This window comes from Pseudooceanicola antarcticus, from assembly GCF_900215355.1.
Classification (GTDB): domain Bacteria; phylum Pseudomonadota; class Alphaproteobacteria; order Rhodobacterales; family Rhodobacteraceae; genus Pseudooceanicola; species Pseudooceanicola antarcticus.
Map to the genome: position 1 here is coordinate 298,865 of NZ_OBEA01000005.1, position 15,317 is coordinate 314,181.

Sequence of the window (15,317 nt, forward strand, 5' to 3'; positions counted from 1 at the left end):
TGACCGCCAGTTCCGGCAAAGAGCCCCGGATCAATTCGCCTGGCGACGCAGGAAGGCCGGAATCTCGATCCGCTCCTGGTCGGGATCGGGCTCTGCGGCAGCCCGGCGCGGTGCGGCCTGGGGCTCGACCCGTGCCTGCGGCTGCGGTGCCGGGGCAGCGCGGTGCTGCGCTTGCTGCGGCGCGTGGGCCGCGCCCTCGGGCTGGCCGGTCATCCGGTTGATCAGCGAGTTGATGCGCGAACGCTTCTCGGCGGGCACCTCGGCGGCCGGAGCCTGCTGCGGCGTCGCCGCGCGCAGCGGAGCCGGTTGCTGCGGCTGACGCGGAGCGCCACCGTCGCGCGGCTGCTTGGCCACGGCGGCCTGCAGGCGGGCCATGGTCTCGGGCGAGGGCTGACCGGCGCGGCGCGGGGCCGGAGCGATGAAGCTCTCACGCTGGTCGTGCTCTTCCTCGGCATGGGCCATGGGTGCAGCCTCTGCCCGTGCGGGCTGGTAGGCCGGCGGCGGCAGATCGTCCTGCGCCTCGTACTGGGCACGCTGCTCGGGACGGGCGTTATAGGCCGGCTGCTGGTAGCTTTCAGCGGCAGGCTGCCGCTGCGGCGCGGGCGCGGGCTGGTCCAGATCGTCGAAGAGGGTCGGCGCGTTGTCCAGGTCCTCTTCCATCGGGGCATAGCCATGCTGACGCGCGGCGGGCTGCTGCTGGTAGCTCGGCTGCGGTGCCGGTTGCTGCGGCGCCGGTGCGGGCTGCTGCTGCGCGACAGGCGCGGGAGCGGCCTCTTCCTCGGCGCGCACGGCGGGCTTCAGCGGCTCGGCCATGCGGCGACGGGGCACCGGGATTTCCTGGTGGCTCTCGGCCGCGTCGATACCGGTGGCGACCACGGAGACGCGCATCGCGCCTTCCATGCTCTCGTCCAGGGTCGAGCCGACGATGATGTTGGCGTCCGGGTCCACTTCCTCGCGGATGCGGTTGGCGGCTTCGTCCAGCTCGAAGAGGGTCAGATCGTGACCGCCGGTGATGTTGATCAGCACGCCACGGGCGCCCTTGAGGCTGATTTCATCCAGCAGCGGGTTGGCGATGGCCTTCTCGGCGGCCTGCAGGGCGCGGGTCTCGCCCTCGGCTTCGCCGGTGCCCATCATTGCCTTGCCCATCTCGTCCATCACGGCGCGGACGTCGGCGAAGTCGAGATTGATCAGGCCGGGGCGGACCATCAGGTCGGTCACGCCCTTGACGCCCTGGTACAGCACGTCATCGGCCATCGAGAAGGCCTCGGTGAAGGTCGTCTTCTCGTTCGCCAGGCGGAACAGGTTCTGGTTCGGGATGATGATCAGCGTGTCCACGACCTTCTGGAGCTGCTCGACCCCATCCTCGGCCTGGCGCATCCGCTTCACGCCCTCGAACTGGAAGGGCTTGGTCACGACGCCAACGGTCAGAACGCCCAGCTCGCGGGCGGCCTGAGCGATGATCGGAGCCGCGCCGGTGCCGGTGCCGCCCCCCATGCCCGCGGTGATGAAGCACATGTGTGCCCCCGCGAGATAATCCACGATCTGCTCGATGCTCTCTTCGGCGGCGGCGGCACCCACGGTGGCTTTCGCCCCGGCGCCAAGACCTTCCGTCACCTTCACACCGAGCTGAACGCGGGCCTGCGCCCGGCTCTGCTGGAGCGCCTGGGCGTCGGTGTTCGCAACGACGAAATCGACCCCCTCAAGCTCCTTGTCGATCATGTTGTTGACGGCATTACCGCCGGCCCCGCCCACACCGAACACGGTGATGCGCGGCTTCAACTCTTCTCCCATGCCGGGAACGCTGAGGTTCAGTGTCATCGAATTTTCCGCCTGCTTGGCCCCTTTGCGGGGTTTTTTCTGCCTATCACGTCAAACTTTAACGCTTTCCCGCGACCTCGTCACCCCAAAATAAGCGAAAAACACCAAATCTGGCGCGTTTTCAGGGGCCGTTCGCGGTATCTTGCCGAAGGCACTTTATATTGCGTTTACCAGTTGTCACGGAACCAGCGTACGGCGCGTTTCAGCGAGCGTGCGGGGAACTGGTCGAGCGGCAGGTCGAAGTCCCACCACTCGTCCTGCGGGTGTGCCGCAAAGAGGCACATGCCGACCGCCGAGGCAAAGCCCGGTCCCGTCGCCGCCTGCGGCAGGCCATGCACGCGCAGCGGGCGTCCAAGGCGCACCTGCTGACCCAGGATCTTCGAGGCCAGCGCCCCCAGTCCGGGGATCTGGCTGGCGCCGCCGGTGAGCACGATCTGCTGGTTGGGCAGCGACTCGAAGCCCGCCGCATCGAGGCAGAGACGCACCTCTTCCAGGATCTCCTCGACCCGAGGACGCATGATGCCGATCAGCTCGGCGCGGGTGCAAGAGCGGCGGTCGTGCTCGTAATCGCCGGTCTCGCCGCCGATCTCGATGCGCTCGCGGTCATCCATGCCGGTGGCGTGGACGCCGCCGTAGAAGGTCTTCAGACGCTCGGCATTGGCGAAGGGGATCTGCAGCGCCATCGAGATATCGCCGGTGACGTGATCGCCCCCCATGCGGACCGCATCGGCGTAGATCATGTGCTTCTTCATGAAGATCGACAGAGAGGTACTGCCGCCGCCCATGTCGATACAGGCCGCGCCCAGTTCCTGCTCGTCCTCGACGAGGCTGGAGATGCCCGAGACATAGGGAGAGGAGGCAATGCCCGCCAGTTCCAGGTCGCAGCGCTTGACGCAATGGGCCAGGTTCTGCACCGCCGCCGCATCGACGGTCAGCATGTGCATGTCGGTGGCCAGCGACTGGCCGATCTGGCCGCGCGGGTCCGAAAGGCCCGAACGATGGTCCAGCGCGAAGTTGACCGGCTGGGCGTGCAGCACCTCGCGGCCCTCGCCGTAGTCGGGCAGGTCACAGGCGGCCAGCACGCGGCTGACATCCTGTTCGGTGACCAGGTCGCCTTCCACCTGAACTTCGCCCGCCAGCCCGTAGCTGCGCGGCCCCGCCCCCGAGAAACAGGCGATCACATGATCAACCCGGACCTTGGCCATCTTCTGCGCCGCCTGCAGCGCGGTGCGGATGGCGCGTTCGGTTTCGGACATGGCGTCGATCTCGCCGAAGCGGACACCGCGCGACCGGGTGGTGGCCGCACCGATGACCCGGAAGCCCGCCTGCCCCGCCAGAGAGCCCACGCCATCGCCCGGCAGGGCACCCCGGCCGGCATTGTCGAAGCGCAGGATAAGGCAGGCGATCTTCGAGGTACCCACGTCGAGCACCGCCACGACACCGCGCTGCATCGCTGCCTTGCGCATGTTGCGCATCGCCCTCTGGGATTCGTAAAGCTCCGTCATCATCTGCCGTCCGCTGCCTCTTGCCTGTCGGCTGTCTCGCCGGTTCTCGTTGCTCGTCTCGTTTTCAGGGGGCCGGCGCGCCCGGCCCCGTATCCCTATTTGCTGGCGTCGATCACCAGCGAGCGAATGCGCCGCCAGTCCTTCACCGCACCCTCGCTCAGCCGCAGGGTCGGCCGGTCGGCCAGCCGCATGTCGACTGCCAGCACGTCGCGCGACATCAGCTCCTGCGCCTCGTCGAGGGCCAGCACGCGCTCCAGCGCCTGCACCGGCTTCTCTTCGGGCAGCAGGATGCGCTGATCTCGATCCAGCACCACGTCCCAGCGACGCTCTCCGATCCGCTCGAGCCCGCGCAGCCGCGCCGCGATCGGCTCTGCGGCGGCGATGAGCGCCAGGGCCTCGGGGATCGCCGCGGGCTCTCCGGCACCTGCCAGCAGCGGCAGATCCGGACGCTCGGAGCGCCTGTGCAGGGCGCCGGTCACGGCCCCTGTCGGATCGACCAGGTCATAGCCATCGACACCGCGCCAGATCGCCACCGGCACGCGCTCGACCACCGAGATCCGCAGCACTCCGCCATCGCGCAGCTGAAGCGCCGCCTCGGCCACCGAGGGCAGGCTCTCGACCGTGTCCTTCAGACCGGGCAGGTCGATGTGGAAGGACGAGCGCGGCAGATCCAGCTCGGCGATCTCGCGGATATCCTCTTCGGTGCCCGGCGAGGCGTTCGAGACCTCCATGCCGTAGACCATGAACTGGTCCAGGGTCTCGATATCGTTCTTCCAGCCGTGGATCATCGCGATCACGTTGTCGCGGCGCATCTCGTCGGCCATGTAAAGATGAACCGAGCCGAAGCAGACCACCGCCGGGATGACGATGCGCATGGCCAGGCGGTAGCCGGGGGTCAGCAGGAAGCGCTGCAGCCGGTAGGACCAGCGCGAGGGCGCCGGATCGGGCCGGGCGGCACGGGGGCGGGCAGGTCTCAGCGCTCGCATGAGGCATCCTCCACCATCCAGCGGCAGAGCTGACCAAAGCTCATCCCCTCGGCGGCGGCCTGTTCGGGCACCAGCGAGGTGGGGGTCATGCCGGGCTGGGTGTTGGTCTCGAGCAGCACGAGCCCCGCGAGGCCCTTGCTGTCGTCCCAGCGGAAATCGGTACGCGAGACACCCCGGCAGCCCAGGACCTCATGGGCCTTCAGCGCATAGGCGCGGCAGGCCTCTGTGATCTCGGCGGGCAGCTCTGCAGGGCAGACGTGATGCGACCCGCCGGGCGTGTATTTCGCCGCGTAGTCGTACCAGCCCTCGGTCACGATCTCGGTCACGCAAAGCGCCCGGTCGCCCAGCACCGAGACGGTCAGCTCGCGCCCCGGCACATAGGCCTCGACCATCAGGGTCTGCGGCATCTCGGGGGCCAGCGCGGGCGGGCGGTTGGCGCCCTCCTGCACGATATAGATACCCACCGAAGAGCCTTCGTTGTAGGGTTTGACCACGTAAGGAGGCGCCATGACATGGGCGGCCTCGACCTCGGCGCGTTCGGCCAGCAGGCTATCCACCACCGGCAGGCCCGCGTTGCGATAGGCGGCCTTGGTGCGCTCCTTGTCCATGGCCAGCGCCGAGGACAGGACGCCCGAATGAGTATAGGGCAGCCGCAGCCACTCCAGCAGACCCTGCACGCAGCCGTCCTCACCCCATCGACCATGGAGCGCGTTGAAAACAACATCAGGAGAGATCTCGCCAAGGCGCGCAGGAAGGTCGTCGCCCGCATCCACGGTCACGACCTGGAAACCCTCTTCCCGCAAAGCAGCTGCGCATTCACGCCCCGATGACAACGACACCTCGCGCTCAGCCGAGGGTCCGCCCATCAGAAGTGCCACTTTCGGGTTTGCCCTGCTCGACGCACCCATAAGCCTCAATGTCCCGGACCTTTGCGGTCCTTGTTGCCGGGAATCTTCCCCGGACGCCTTGGCGCACCCATGGTCCGCCTCTGGCAAAATGCCCGCCTTTCGGCGTGATTATCTGGTTTTTTCCGCGGGGTCCTGGGCGGCCTGTTCACTGTCCAAACCGGACAGCGGATCACCCACCCGCATGATTTCCCAATGTAACTCTATTCCCCGGTTTTTAAAAACCCTTTTTCGGACTTCCTCGCCCAGATCCTCCAGGTCGCGGGCCGTGGCCGCCCCGGTATTGATCATGAAGTTGGAATGCTTCTCGCTCATCTGCGCGCCACCGATGGAGAAACCGCGCAGCCCCGCCTCGTCGATCAGCTTCCAGGCCTTCAAGTCATGCACGTCATCCGCGCGCCCGGTGGAAGAGAAGCCCGCCGGGTTGCGGAAGGTCGAGCCGGCCGAGCGGTCCTTGACCGGCTGGCTGGCATCGCGCTGATCAAGCTGGGCCTGCATGCGGTCATTGAGCGCCTCCGGCTCTCCGGCCGGGCCCTCGAGCACCGCATGGGTCAGCACCCAGCCCTCGGGCAGGGCGGAATGGCGGTAAGCGAATTCCAGATCCTCGGGGCTTAGAACCACGGCGCGGCCTTCGCGGGTCACCGCATGGGCCTCAACCAGGACATCGGCCAGGTAGCTTCCATAGCAGCCGGCGTTCATCCGCACCGCCCCACCGATGGAGCCCGGAATGGTGCGCAGGAAGGTCAGGTCGACGCCGGCATCGGCGGCCTTGCGCGCCACGTGGCTGTCGGGACAGGCCGCCCCCGCGGTCACCCGGTTGCCCTCGATCTGCATGGAGTTGAACCCGCGGCCCAGCCGGATCACCACACCCCGGATACCGCCGTCGCGCACGATGAGGTTGGAGCCCACGCCCATGACGAAGACCGGCACCTCTGCGTCGAGCTCGGCCAGGAAATGCTGCAGGTCCTCAAGATCGGCAGGCTGGAAGAGATATTCCGCCGGGCCACCCACGCGCAGCCACGTCAGCCGCGACAGGTCCCGTCCGGGGGTCAGCGCGCCCCTGATCTCGATCTCCTGCGGTTGGGCCATGGGGCGTTCCTGCTCTCAGCTTGCCTTGTTCTGCAGGGGAGCGCGGCGGGCCGGCAAGGGCAGCACCCCTCCCCTGCCCCCGCAGATAGCAACCGCCGCGCGGGGTCACAAGCTGTCAGGGCCAAGCGCGCGGAAAGTGGCGGGTCAGCCGAAGCGCGAGCGCAGCCAGCGGGTGAGGTAGATCAGCGGCCAGCGCAGGATGGACATGCCGCCGAGCAGCACGATCAGACCCGCCCAGGGGCCATGCTGCATGGTGACGTAGCCCAGGATCGGGATGCCGCAGGCGATCAGCACATAGGCGCGCGACCAATGCTGGTCCCTCGAGGGAATCATCGCAAGGATGTTCGCCGCGATACCCCAGAGGGCCGCAAGAAGGATGGATTCGCTCATCGTGCCGCCTCCTCTTTCGGGGCTCTCCTGATCGGCGACTCTCCGCCGCCCGGACCCCAATATTTTTTTATCATCTGTTGCCTGTTTGCAAGACACTACCCGCAAGAGCCTGTCCCGACAACAAAGTTCTGGTCAGATCACGAATGAATTATCGGCAAGGCGCCGCCCCTCGTGGGGCGGGCCCGGCAGAGACGCCGCTATCGGGTCGCCTGGGGCCCTATTGCTTCGACAGCCGTTCGGGCAGCCGGTTCGCCCAGGCCGAGATCGTGCCCGCGCCAAGGCAGACCACCATGTCGCCGGGCTGCGCCTGTTCGCGCACCAGGCGCTCCAGCTCGTCCTCGGAAGAGACCGCGCGGGCATGTCGGTGGCCGTGGCGGATCATTCCGGCGACCAGGTCGTCTCGGGTGGCGCCGGGGATCGGCTCTTCGCCCGCGCCGTAGACCTCGGCGATGGCGACCACGTCGGCCTCGTTGAAGCAGGCGCAGAAATCCTCGAAGAGCGTATGCAGGCGCGAATAGCGATGCGGCTGATGCACGGCAATGACCCGGCCCTCGGTCGCCTGGCGGGCAGCCTTGAGCACCGCGGCGATCTCGACCGGGTGGTGGCCGTAATCGTCGATGATGGCGACGCCGTTGACCTCGCCCACGCGGGTGAAGCGCCGGTTGACCCCACCGAAGGCGGCAAGCGCGGTGCGGATCTCGTCCGACTTCATGCCCAGGTGACGGGCCACGGCAACCGCAGAAAGCGCATTGCTGACGTTGTGGTCGCCCGGCATCGGCAGGGTGCAGCCCTCGATGACGCGATCCTCGGCCTGTAGCGCCACGTCGAAATGCGCCACGCCGGCCTTGTAGCTGAGGTTAATCGCCCGCACGTCCGCCTGGGCGTTGAACCCATAGGTCACGACACGGCGGTCGCTGATCTTGCCCACGAGGTTCTGCACCTCGGGATGATCGGTGCAGCAGACCGCGATGCCGTAAAAGGGAATGTTCGAGACGAAGTCCAGGAAGCCCTTCCTGAGCGTGTCGAAATCGCCCCAGTGGTCCATGTGCTCGGGGTCGATATTGGTGACGATGGCGATGGTGGCGGGCAGGCGGTTGAAGGTGCCGTCGCTTTCATCCGCCTCGACCACCATCCATTCGCCCAGACCCACGCGCGCGTTGGAGCCATAGGCATGGATGATCCCGCCATTGATCACGGTGGGGTCGAACTTGCCGGCGTCCAGCAGGGTGGCAACCATGGTCGTCGTCGTGGTCTTGCCGTGCGTGCCGGCCACGGCGATGTTGGACTTGAGCCGCATCAGCTCGGCCAGCATCTCGGCCCGGCGGACGACCGGCAGGCCCTTCAGGCGCGCCTCGTCCAGCTCGGGGTTGCCGGGCTTGATGGCGGAAGAGATCACCACCACCTCGGCGCTTTCCAGGTTCTCGGCCCGCTGGCCCTCGAATATATGCGCGCCCAGCTTCTCCAGCCGGTCGGTGATCTTCGAGCGCTTCAGATCGCTGCCCTGCACCACGTAGCCGTGGTTCAGCAGAACCTCGGCGATGCCCGACATGCCGATCCCGCCGATACCGACGAAATGGATGGGACCGACGTCTCCGGGCAGCTTGGTGGCAGCGTTCACGGTATTACTCCTGATCTTTCTTCGATTTGGCAGCCAGGTCCTCGACCATGTCGGCAAGGGTCGTGGCGGCCTCGGGCTTGCCGAGCGCAAGCGCGGCGCGGGCCATTTGCTCTGCCCCTTCGGGATGGTCAAGCACAAGCTGGATGTTCTCGGCCAGGGTTTCCGGCGTGAACTGGCTCTCCGGCATCATGATCGCGGCACCGGCCTCGACCAGACCACGGGCATTGGCGGTCTGCTCGTCGCGGATGGCGGCGGCCAGGGGCACCAGGATCGAGGGCCGCCCGATGACCGAGAGATCGGCGATGGTCGAGGCGCCGGCGCGGGTGATGATAAGCTGCGCCTCGGACATGCGGCGCGGCACGTCCTGGAAGAAGGGCTCGACCTCGGCGTCGATGCCCTGCTCGGCGTAGAAGGAGGCGACGCGGTCGTGGTCCTCGGGACGGGCCTGCTGGGCGATGCGGATGCGCGCCCTCGTGGCCTCGGGCAGCAGGGCGATGGCCTGGGGCACGATGTCCGACAGGATGCGCGCGCCCTGGCTGCCGCCCATGACCAGCACCGACATCGGGTAATCGCCCGGTGCGATATAGCCTGCTCCGGCGCGGTCGCGCACGGCGGCGCGGACGGGATTGCCCACGTGGGTGCCCTCGACGCCGGAGGGCAGCTCGGTGGGCCAGGTGCCGCAGGCGATGCCATCGACACGGCGCGCGAAAGCCTGGTTCACGCGGCCCAGCACGCCGTTCTGCTCATGGATCATGCGCGGCTTCTTCAGCAGCAGCGCCGCCGCCATGGCCGGGATTGCCGGGTAGCCACCGAAGCCCACCACCGCCGCGGGGCGGTCGCGCCACATGCGGAAGCTCGCCCCCACCACGCCGGCCGCGATCTTCAGCGGCACCAGCACACGGGCCAGCACGCCGCCACGGGCGAAGGTTGCCGAAGAGAGCACCTCGATCTCGACCTCGCGGGGGAAGCCGCCCGCGTAGCGCGCGCCGCGCGCATCGGTGGCCAGCTTCACGCGCCAGCCACGAGAGAGCATCTCTTCGGCCAGGGATTGAGCGGGGAACATGTGGCCACCGGTGCCGCCGGCAGCGATGACAAGGAGAGGAGCGTCGAAGTTCATGCGTCTTTCTATCGTCCGCGCCCCGCCAGCAGATCGGCGATCTGGTTCTGGGGCCGGGTTCGGGTGAAGGCCAGCAGCATCCCCAGGGCCACGCCCCCCGCGATCAGCGAGGAGCCCCCGTAGGAGACGAAGGGCAGCGTCATGCCCTTGGCGGGCAGCAGGCGCACGGCGACGCCCATGTTGATCATCGCCTGAACGCCGAACATGGCCGCGAGGCCGGTGCCGGCGAGGCGGATGAAGGGATCGCGCTCTCGCATCAGCCGGGTGAAGCTGCGCAGCACCACGGTGGCATAGAGTGCGATGATGATCGCCACCAGCACGAGGCCGTATTCCTCGGCCGCGACGGCGATGATGAAATCGGTATGGGCGTCGGGCAGCGACATCTTCACCCGGCCCTCGCCGACGCCGACGCCGAAGAAGCCACCCTCGCGGATCGCATTGGCAGCGAAGCCCAGTTGGGTCGTCGGGTCCACGTCCTGGGCCAGGAAGCCGTCGATGCGGCGGGCGAAGTGGTCGGAGTGCTCGTAGGCCAGGGTGCCGCCCAGCACCACCAGCGCCGCCACCGAGACGAGGATCAGCATCGGCGCGCCGGCGACGAAATAGACCACGCCCCAACCGAACAGCACCAGGCTGGCCTGGCCGAAGTCCGGTTGCAGCACCAGCATGATGACGATGGTGCACATGATGATGAAGGAATAGAGCTTGCCCGGCGGCCCGTTGATCTCTTGCGCGGCGGCCATCATCCAGGCGGCGACCACGACGAAGCAGGGCTTGATGAATTCCGAAGGCTGAAGGCTGCCGAAGCCAAGGGAGTACCAGCGCACGGCCCCCTTGCCGAAGTCGGTGCCGAAGACCGGCAGCGCCGCCAGAGCCACGAAGGCCAGCGCAAAGCCGATGGTGGCCATGCGGCGCACCATCTCGGGACGCATCATCGAGGCGCTGATCATCACCATCAGCGCCGCGCCACCGAAGGTGGCCTGCTTCCAGACGTAGTGGAAAGGCGCCTCGCCATTGCGCTCGGCCAGGGGCGGCGAGGCCGCGAAGCCCAGCAGAAGCCCGATGCCAAAGAGCCCGAGGATACAGGCGAGCGTCAACTTGTCGACGGTCCGCCACCACTTGGGAATTACAGGTTCGCCGTCCCTCAACGGGATGGCACCATATACCATCTCGGTCATGATGTCCGCTCGATGCCCGGAATTTCCCGGTGCGCTATTGCCTCAACGGGTCCCTTTTGTGGAACCTCTGGTAGAAAGTCTAACCTCTTTCCCGTGATGTGACCAGCGCGAATGCGGGCCCGCCACGGGATCTTTCAACCCTGACGTGTCCCGGCGCACGCCCCCGTCCGCCCTCTCAGGGACGGATCGGCAGAGCCCACGGCAGAGCGGCAGGGAGCCAGATGATAGGGCGCGCAACGCGGCCGGCCACAAGAATTTCCAGGCGGGGGACGCAGCTCGCCCCCTGCCCCTCGCCCGGCGCGTCGGGCGGAGGCGGCCGCTCAGCGGTTCAGCACATCCGCCCACTCGGGGTGTCGGCGGAACTGCGCCGCCGCGAAGGGGCAGAGCGGCACGATCTTCTTGCCCGCGGCCCGTGCGTCCTCGACCGCGCGGCTCACCAGTGCCAGGCCGATGCCTCGGCCCCGGAAGACATCGGGCACCCCGGTATGGTCGATGATCATCAGGCTGTGCCCGGCGCTGGAGAAGGTCATCTCGGCCAGGTTGTCGCCCTCGCGGTAGAAATAGCGCCCGCCGCTTTCGCCCTCTTCAAGGCTGATCTCCAAGTCGCTCATCTGGGGGTCCTTTCCCTGGCACAGCTTCCCTCCGACTTGCGCACTGGCGCGCTTTCGCGCAAGGGGAGGCCATGGAATTCGACACGATCATCCTTGGCGCCGGGGCCGCCGGCCTGATGTGCGCCGCCCATTGCGGCGGCCGCGTGCTGCTGGTGGATCACGCCAAGCGGGCCGGAGAGAAGATCCGCATCTCAGGCGGCGGGCGCTGCAACTTCACCAATACCGGCACCGGGCCGGGCAACTTCCTGTCGCAGAACCCGCATTTCGCCAAGTCAGCCCTGGCGCGCTACACGCCCTGGGATTTCGTCTCGCTGGTCAGCGAGCATGGCATCGCCTGGCACGAGAAGACCCTGGGCCAGCTCTTCTGCGACGACAGCGCGAAGCAGATCGTCGCCATGCTGACCGGGCTCTGCGACAGCGCAGGCGTCAAGCTGGCGCTCGAGACCTCGGTCGAGGCGGTCCGCCATGGGCCCGAGGGCTACAGGGTCTCGCTGTCTGAACGCGGGGCTGCGCGCCAGGTCACGGCGCGGCGGCTGGTGGTGGCGACGGGGGGCAAGTCGATCCCCAAGATGGGCGCCACAGGGCTGGCCTATGACATCGCCCGCCAGTTCGGGCTGGGCTTGACCGAGACCCGCCCCGGCCTCGTGCCCTTCACCTTCCCCGAAGGGCGCTTCTCGGCGCTCTCGGGCCTGTCGCTGCCCTCTCGGGTGACGGCCGCGCGCAGCTTCGACGAGGCGCTGCTCTTCACCCACCGTGGGCTCTCGGGACCCGCGGTGCTGCAGGCCTCCTCATACTGGCGCGAGGGAGAAGCGATCTCGGTCAACCTCTTCCCCGGTGCCGATCCCTTCGCACGCCTCAGGCAAGCGCGCAGCGAGGCCGGGCGACGCAGCCTGACCCGCAGCCTCGACGCGCTGATGCCGGCGCGGCTGGCGGATTTCCTGGCTTCCGAATGGGGGCTGTCGGGCAATCTCGCCGATCAGTCCGACAAGGCGCTCGGCGCGCTCTGCGAGCGCCTGACCGGCTGGCAGCTGGTGCCCTCGGGCAGCGAGGGCTACCGCACGGCGGAGGTCACCCTCGGCGGGGTCGACACGGAGGGGCTCGACAGCCGCACGATGGAGGCAAAGGCGCAGAGCGGTCTGCATTTCATCGGTGAATGCGTCGATGTGACGGGCTGGCTGGGCGGCTACAACTTCCAGTGGGCCTGGGCCAGCGCCATGGCCTGCGCCGAGGCCCTCAGGGCCGGCTGAGGAAGCGGCGGCGGCGGGGTAAGCCCCGCCCTACCGCCAAAGGTGGCTTGGCACCCACCCTAGGCCTCGGGCAGGCCTCGGAAAGCTGCGTAGGGGGAAGGATATCCCACCTTACCCCTGCGCCTGGCCACCCAACACCGCCTCGACCTGGGCCGCGAAATCCTCTCCGCGCCGCTCGAAGCTGTCGTATTGGTCGAAACTGGCCGCAGCCGGAGCCAGCAGCACGGTTTCGCCCGGCTCGGCCTCGGCAGCCGCCCGCGCCACGGCGGTCGCCATGTCGGTACAGACCTCGGTCTCGACCCCGGTCAGCTGCATGGCGAAATCGGCGGCCTCGCGGCCGATGACATAGGCCTTCATCACCTCGCCGGTATCGCCGAGCAGCGGCCCCAGCCCGCCTTCCTTCTGCAGCCCGCCGCAGATCCAGCGGATGCGCTTGAAGGCCCGCAGCGCCTGCTTGGCGCTGTCGACATTGGTGGCCTTGCTGTCGTTCACGAAGGTCACCCCCCCCGCCTCGGCGATCCGCTGAGAGCGATGCGGCAGCCCCCCGAAGCTGTGGAAGGCCGCCTCGATCACACGCGGCGCAAGTCCGATGGTGCGCACCACCGCGTAGGCGGCGCAGGCGTTCTGGTGGTTATGGGCGCCGGGCAGCCCCTTCACCTCGCGCAGGTCGATCGAACTGACCTGCCGCCCCTTGCGGTATTCCGACAGGAACCCCTTGCGGGCATAGACCAGCCAGCCCGGCCCGGTCAGCTTGCGGGCAGAGGAGACCCGGATCACCCGGTCATCCTCGGGCGCGACCGAAAGCTGTCCGGCCAGGAACAGGCCCTCGGGCTCGTCCACGCCGATCACGGCACGATCCGGCCCGCCCTCGGCGAAGAGCCGGCGCTTGGCGGCGAAATAGCCCCCCAGCCCGGCGTGCCGGTCCAGGTGATCGGGCGAGAGATTGGTGAAGACCGCCACGTCCGGCGTCAGGGAACGCGCCAGGTCGGTCTGGTAGGATGACAGTTCCAGCACCACCACGCCACCATCGGCGGGCGGGTCGATGTCCAGCACGCCGCGCCCGATATTGCCCGCCAGCTGCACGTCACGGCCCACGTGCTCCAGCACATGGGCGATCAGCGCCGAGGTCGTGGACTTGCCGTTCGAGCCGGTGACGGCCACCACCTTGGGCGGCGTGTCGAGCTCGGCCCAGTCGCCCTGCCCGAAGGAGCGGAAGAAGAGGCCGATGTCATTGTCCACCGGCACGCCCGCCTCGAGCGCGGCGGCGATGGCGGGATGGGGGGCGGGGTAGAGATGCGGGATACCCGGAGAGGTGACCAGGCAGGCCACGCCCTCGAAGGCTTCGGGCCGGGACAGCTTGCGCAGCTCGATCCCCTCGGCCTCCGCGATTTCGGCGGCACGGGGACCATCATCCCAGGCCACCACCTCGGCCCCGCCCTCGCGCAGGGCGCGCACCGTGGCAAGGCCGGAGCGGCCAAGACCCAGAACCGCCACCGTCTGGCCTTCGAAACCCTGAACAGGAATCATCTGCTACTCCCTTGATCTGCGAATGAAGAGTGATGCCGCCCCGCGCCGGGATGCAAGGGGGGCGCCCGTACCGGGCGCGGCCTCCGGCGGCAGTATTTTCAGCCATCGGATGGGAAGACCTCTTTCCCCTATCCGATGGCTGAAAATACTGCGGGGGGAGTCAGCCTGCTGACGGGGGGCAGAGCCCCCCTGCCCCCCAATGGCCCCTCAGCGCAGTTTCAGCGTGGCGAGGCCGACCATGGCGAGGATCAGCGAGATGATCCAGAAGCGGATCACGATGGTCGGCTCGGCCCAGCCCTTCTTCTCGTAGTGGTGATGGATCGGGGCCATCAGGAAGACCCGCTTGCCGGTGCGCTTGAAGTAGAGCACCTGGATGATCACCGAGAGCGCCTCGACCACGAAGAGGCCGCCGACGATGCCCAGCACGATCTCGTGCTTGGTGGCCACCGCGATGGCGCCGAGCGAGCCGCCAAGGGCGAGCGAACCGGTGTCGCCCATGAAGACCGCCGCCGGCGGAGCGTTGTACCACAGGAAGCCCAGGCCGCCGCCGATCAGGCCCGCGACGAAGATCACGATCTCGCCGGTGCCGGGGACGTAGTGCAGGCCGAGGTATTCGGTGAAGGTGGTGTTGCCGACGAAATAGGCGATGATGCCAAGCGCGCCCGAGGCGATCATCACCGGCATGATCGCCAGTCCGTCCAGCCCGTCGGTCAGGTTCACCGCATTGGCGGAGCCCACGATGACGAACATGGCGAAGGGCACGAAGAACACCCCGAGGTTCAGCAGCACATCCTTGAAGACCGGCAGCGCCAGCGCGTATTGCAGCTCTTCGGGGTGGAACCAGCTGGCCCAGAGTGAGGCCACCAGCGCGATGAGGAAGCCCAGCAGAAGCCGCATCTTGGCCGAGACCCCCTTGGTGTTCTGCTTCGACACCTTGGCATAGTCATCGGCGAAGCCGATCAGCCCGAAGGACAGGGTGACGAAGAGCACCAGCCAGACATAGGCATTGTCCCAGCGGGCCCAGAGCAGGGTCGAGGTGGTCAGCGCGCCGACGATGAGGAGCCCCCCCATGGTGGGCGTGCCGGCCTTGGCCAGGTGGGTCTCGGGGCCGTCATCGCGGATCGGCTGCCCCTTGCCCTGGCTGCGCCGCAGCACGTTGATCAGCCGCGGTCCGAAGAAGAAGCCGAAGAGCAGCGCCGTCAGGAAGGCTCCGCCCGCGCGGAAGGTGATATAGCGGAAGAGGTTGAACAGGTCTCCGCCATCCGAAAGGGCGGTCAGCCAGTAAAGCATCGAAGTGAGGTCCTTTCCGGGGGGCCGTCAGCGGCCGGA

At 67.7% G+C, this 15,317-nt stretch carries 13 protein-coding genes; 1 reads left to right on the plus strand and 12 read right to left on the minus strand.

Going from position 1 to position 15,317, the window contains the following annotated elements; genetic code table 11:
* Positions 1 to 30: 30 nt before the first annotated feature.
* The 10 genes from ftsZ to CRO50_RS14290 all read right to left on the minus strand — a co-directional run bounded on the left by ftsZ (position 31) and on the right by CRO50_RS14290 (position 11,214).
* Positions 31 to 1,818 (minus strand): cell division protein FtsZ, encoded by a 1,788-nt coding sequence (gene ftsZ / locus CRO50_RS14245; RefSeq protein ID WP_097146583.1) that lies wholly within the window; start codon positions 1,816 to 1,818, stop codon positions 31 to 33.
* 167 nt (positions 1,819 to 1,985) lie between these two features.
* Positions 1,986 to 3,323, minus strand: coding sequence for a cell division protein FtsA (gene ftsA / locus CRO50_RS14250; protein WP_097146688.1), 1,338 nt, complete (start codon positions 3,321 to 3,323; stop codon positions 1,986 to 1,988).
* A 95-nt stretch (positions 3,324 to 3,418) separates the two neighbouring features.
* Positions 3,419 to 4,309, minus strand: coding sequence for a cell division protein FtsQ/DivIB (locus tag CRO50_RS14255; protein ID WP_097146584.1), 891 nt, complete (start codon positions 4,307 to 4,309; stop codon positions 3,419 to 3,421).
* The gene (locus CRO50_RS14260) at positions 4,297 to 5,217 is read right to left on the minus strand and encodes a D-alanine--D-alanine ligase (protein ID WP_179747292.1); all 921 of its coding nucleotides are present in this window, start codon (positions 5,215 to 5,217) and stop codon (positions 4,297 to 4,299) included. The genes CRO50_RS14255 and CRO50_RS14260 overlap by 13 nt, the downstream gene beginning before the upstream one ends.
* Before the next feature lie 108 nt (positions 5,218 to 5,325).
* Positions 5,326 to 6,303 carry a UDP-N-acetylmuramate dehydrogenase gene (gene murB / locus CRO50_RS14265; protein WP_097146586.1) on the minus strand — a complete coding sequence of 326 codons (978 nt, stop codon included), beginning with the start codon at positions 6,301 to 6,303 and terminating at the stop codon, positions 5,326 to 5,328.
* Positions 6,304 to 6,447: 144 nt separating this feature from the next.
* The gene (locus tag CRO50_RS14270; RefSeq protein ID WP_097146587.1) at positions 6,448 to 6,693 is read right to left on the minus strand and encodes a DUF2484 family protein; all 246 of its coding nucleotides are present in this window, start codon (positions 6,691 to 6,693) and stop codon (positions 6,448 to 6,450) included.
* A 217-nt stretch (positions 6,694 to 6,910) separates the two neighbouring features.
* The gene (gene murC / locus CRO50_RS14275; RefSeq protein WP_097146588.1) at positions 6,911 to 8,311 is read right to left on the minus strand and encodes a UDP-N-acetylmuramate--L-alanine ligase; all 1,401 of its coding nucleotides are present in this window, start codon (positions 8,309 to 8,311) and stop codon (positions 6,911 to 6,913) included.
* Between the two features lie 4 nt (positions 8,312 to 8,315).
* The gene (gene murG, locus CRO50_RS14280; RefSeq protein WP_097146589.1) at positions 8,316 to 9,428 is read right to left on the minus strand and encodes an undecaprenyldiphospho-muramoylpentapeptide beta-N-acetylglucosaminyltransferase; all 1,113 of its coding nucleotides are present in this window, start codon (positions 9,426 to 9,428) and stop codon (positions 8,316 to 8,318) included.
* Positions 9,429 to 9,436: 8 nt separating this feature from the next.
* Positions 9,437 to 10,603, minus strand: coding sequence for a peptidoglycan glycosyltransferase FtsW (locus CRO50_RS14285; protein WP_097146590.1), 1,167 nt, complete (start codon positions 10,601 to 10,603; stop codon positions 9,437 to 9,439).
* A gap of 320 nt (positions 10,604 to 10,923) precedes the next feature.
* Positions 10,924 to 11,214, minus strand: coding sequence for a GNAT family N-acetyltransferase (locus tag CRO50_RS14290; RefSeq protein ID WP_097146591.1), 291 nt, complete (start codon positions 11,212 to 11,214; stop codon positions 10,924 to 10,926).
* 71 nt (positions 11,215 to 11,285) lie between these two features.
* Here CRO50_RS14290 and CRO50_RS14295 point away from each other — a divergent pair, with 71 nt between their 5' ends.
* Positions 11,286 to 12,461 carry a BaiN/RdsA family NAD(P)/FAD-dependent oxidoreductase gene (locus tag CRO50_RS14295; RefSeq protein WP_097146592.1) on the plus strand — a complete coding sequence of 392 codons (1,176 nt, stop codon included), beginning with the start codon at positions 11,286 to 11,288 and terminating at the stop codon, positions 12,459 to 12,461.
* Between the two features lie 111 nt (positions 12,462 to 12,572).
* Here CRO50_RS14295 and murD read toward each other — a convergent pair whose 3' ends face one another.
* Both murD and mraY read right to left on the minus strand, forming a co-directional pair.
* Positions 12,573 to 13,988 carry a UDP-N-acetylmuramoyl-L-alanine--D-glutamate ligase gene (gene murD / locus CRO50_RS14300; protein ID WP_097146593.1) on the minus strand — a complete coding sequence of 472 codons (1,416 nt, stop codon included), beginning with the start codon at positions 13,986 to 13,988 and terminating at the stop codon, positions 12,573 to 12,575.
* A 207-nt stretch (positions 13,989 to 14,195) separates the two neighbouring features.
* Positions 14,196 to 15,278 (minus strand): phospho-N-acetylmuramoyl-pentapeptide-transferase, encoded by a 1,083-nt coding sequence (gene mraY, locus CRO50_RS14305; protein WP_097146594.1) that lies wholly within the window; start codon positions 15,276 to 15,278, stop codon positions 14,196 to 14,198.
* Between the last annotated feature and the right edge of the window lie 39 nt (positions 15,279 to 15,317).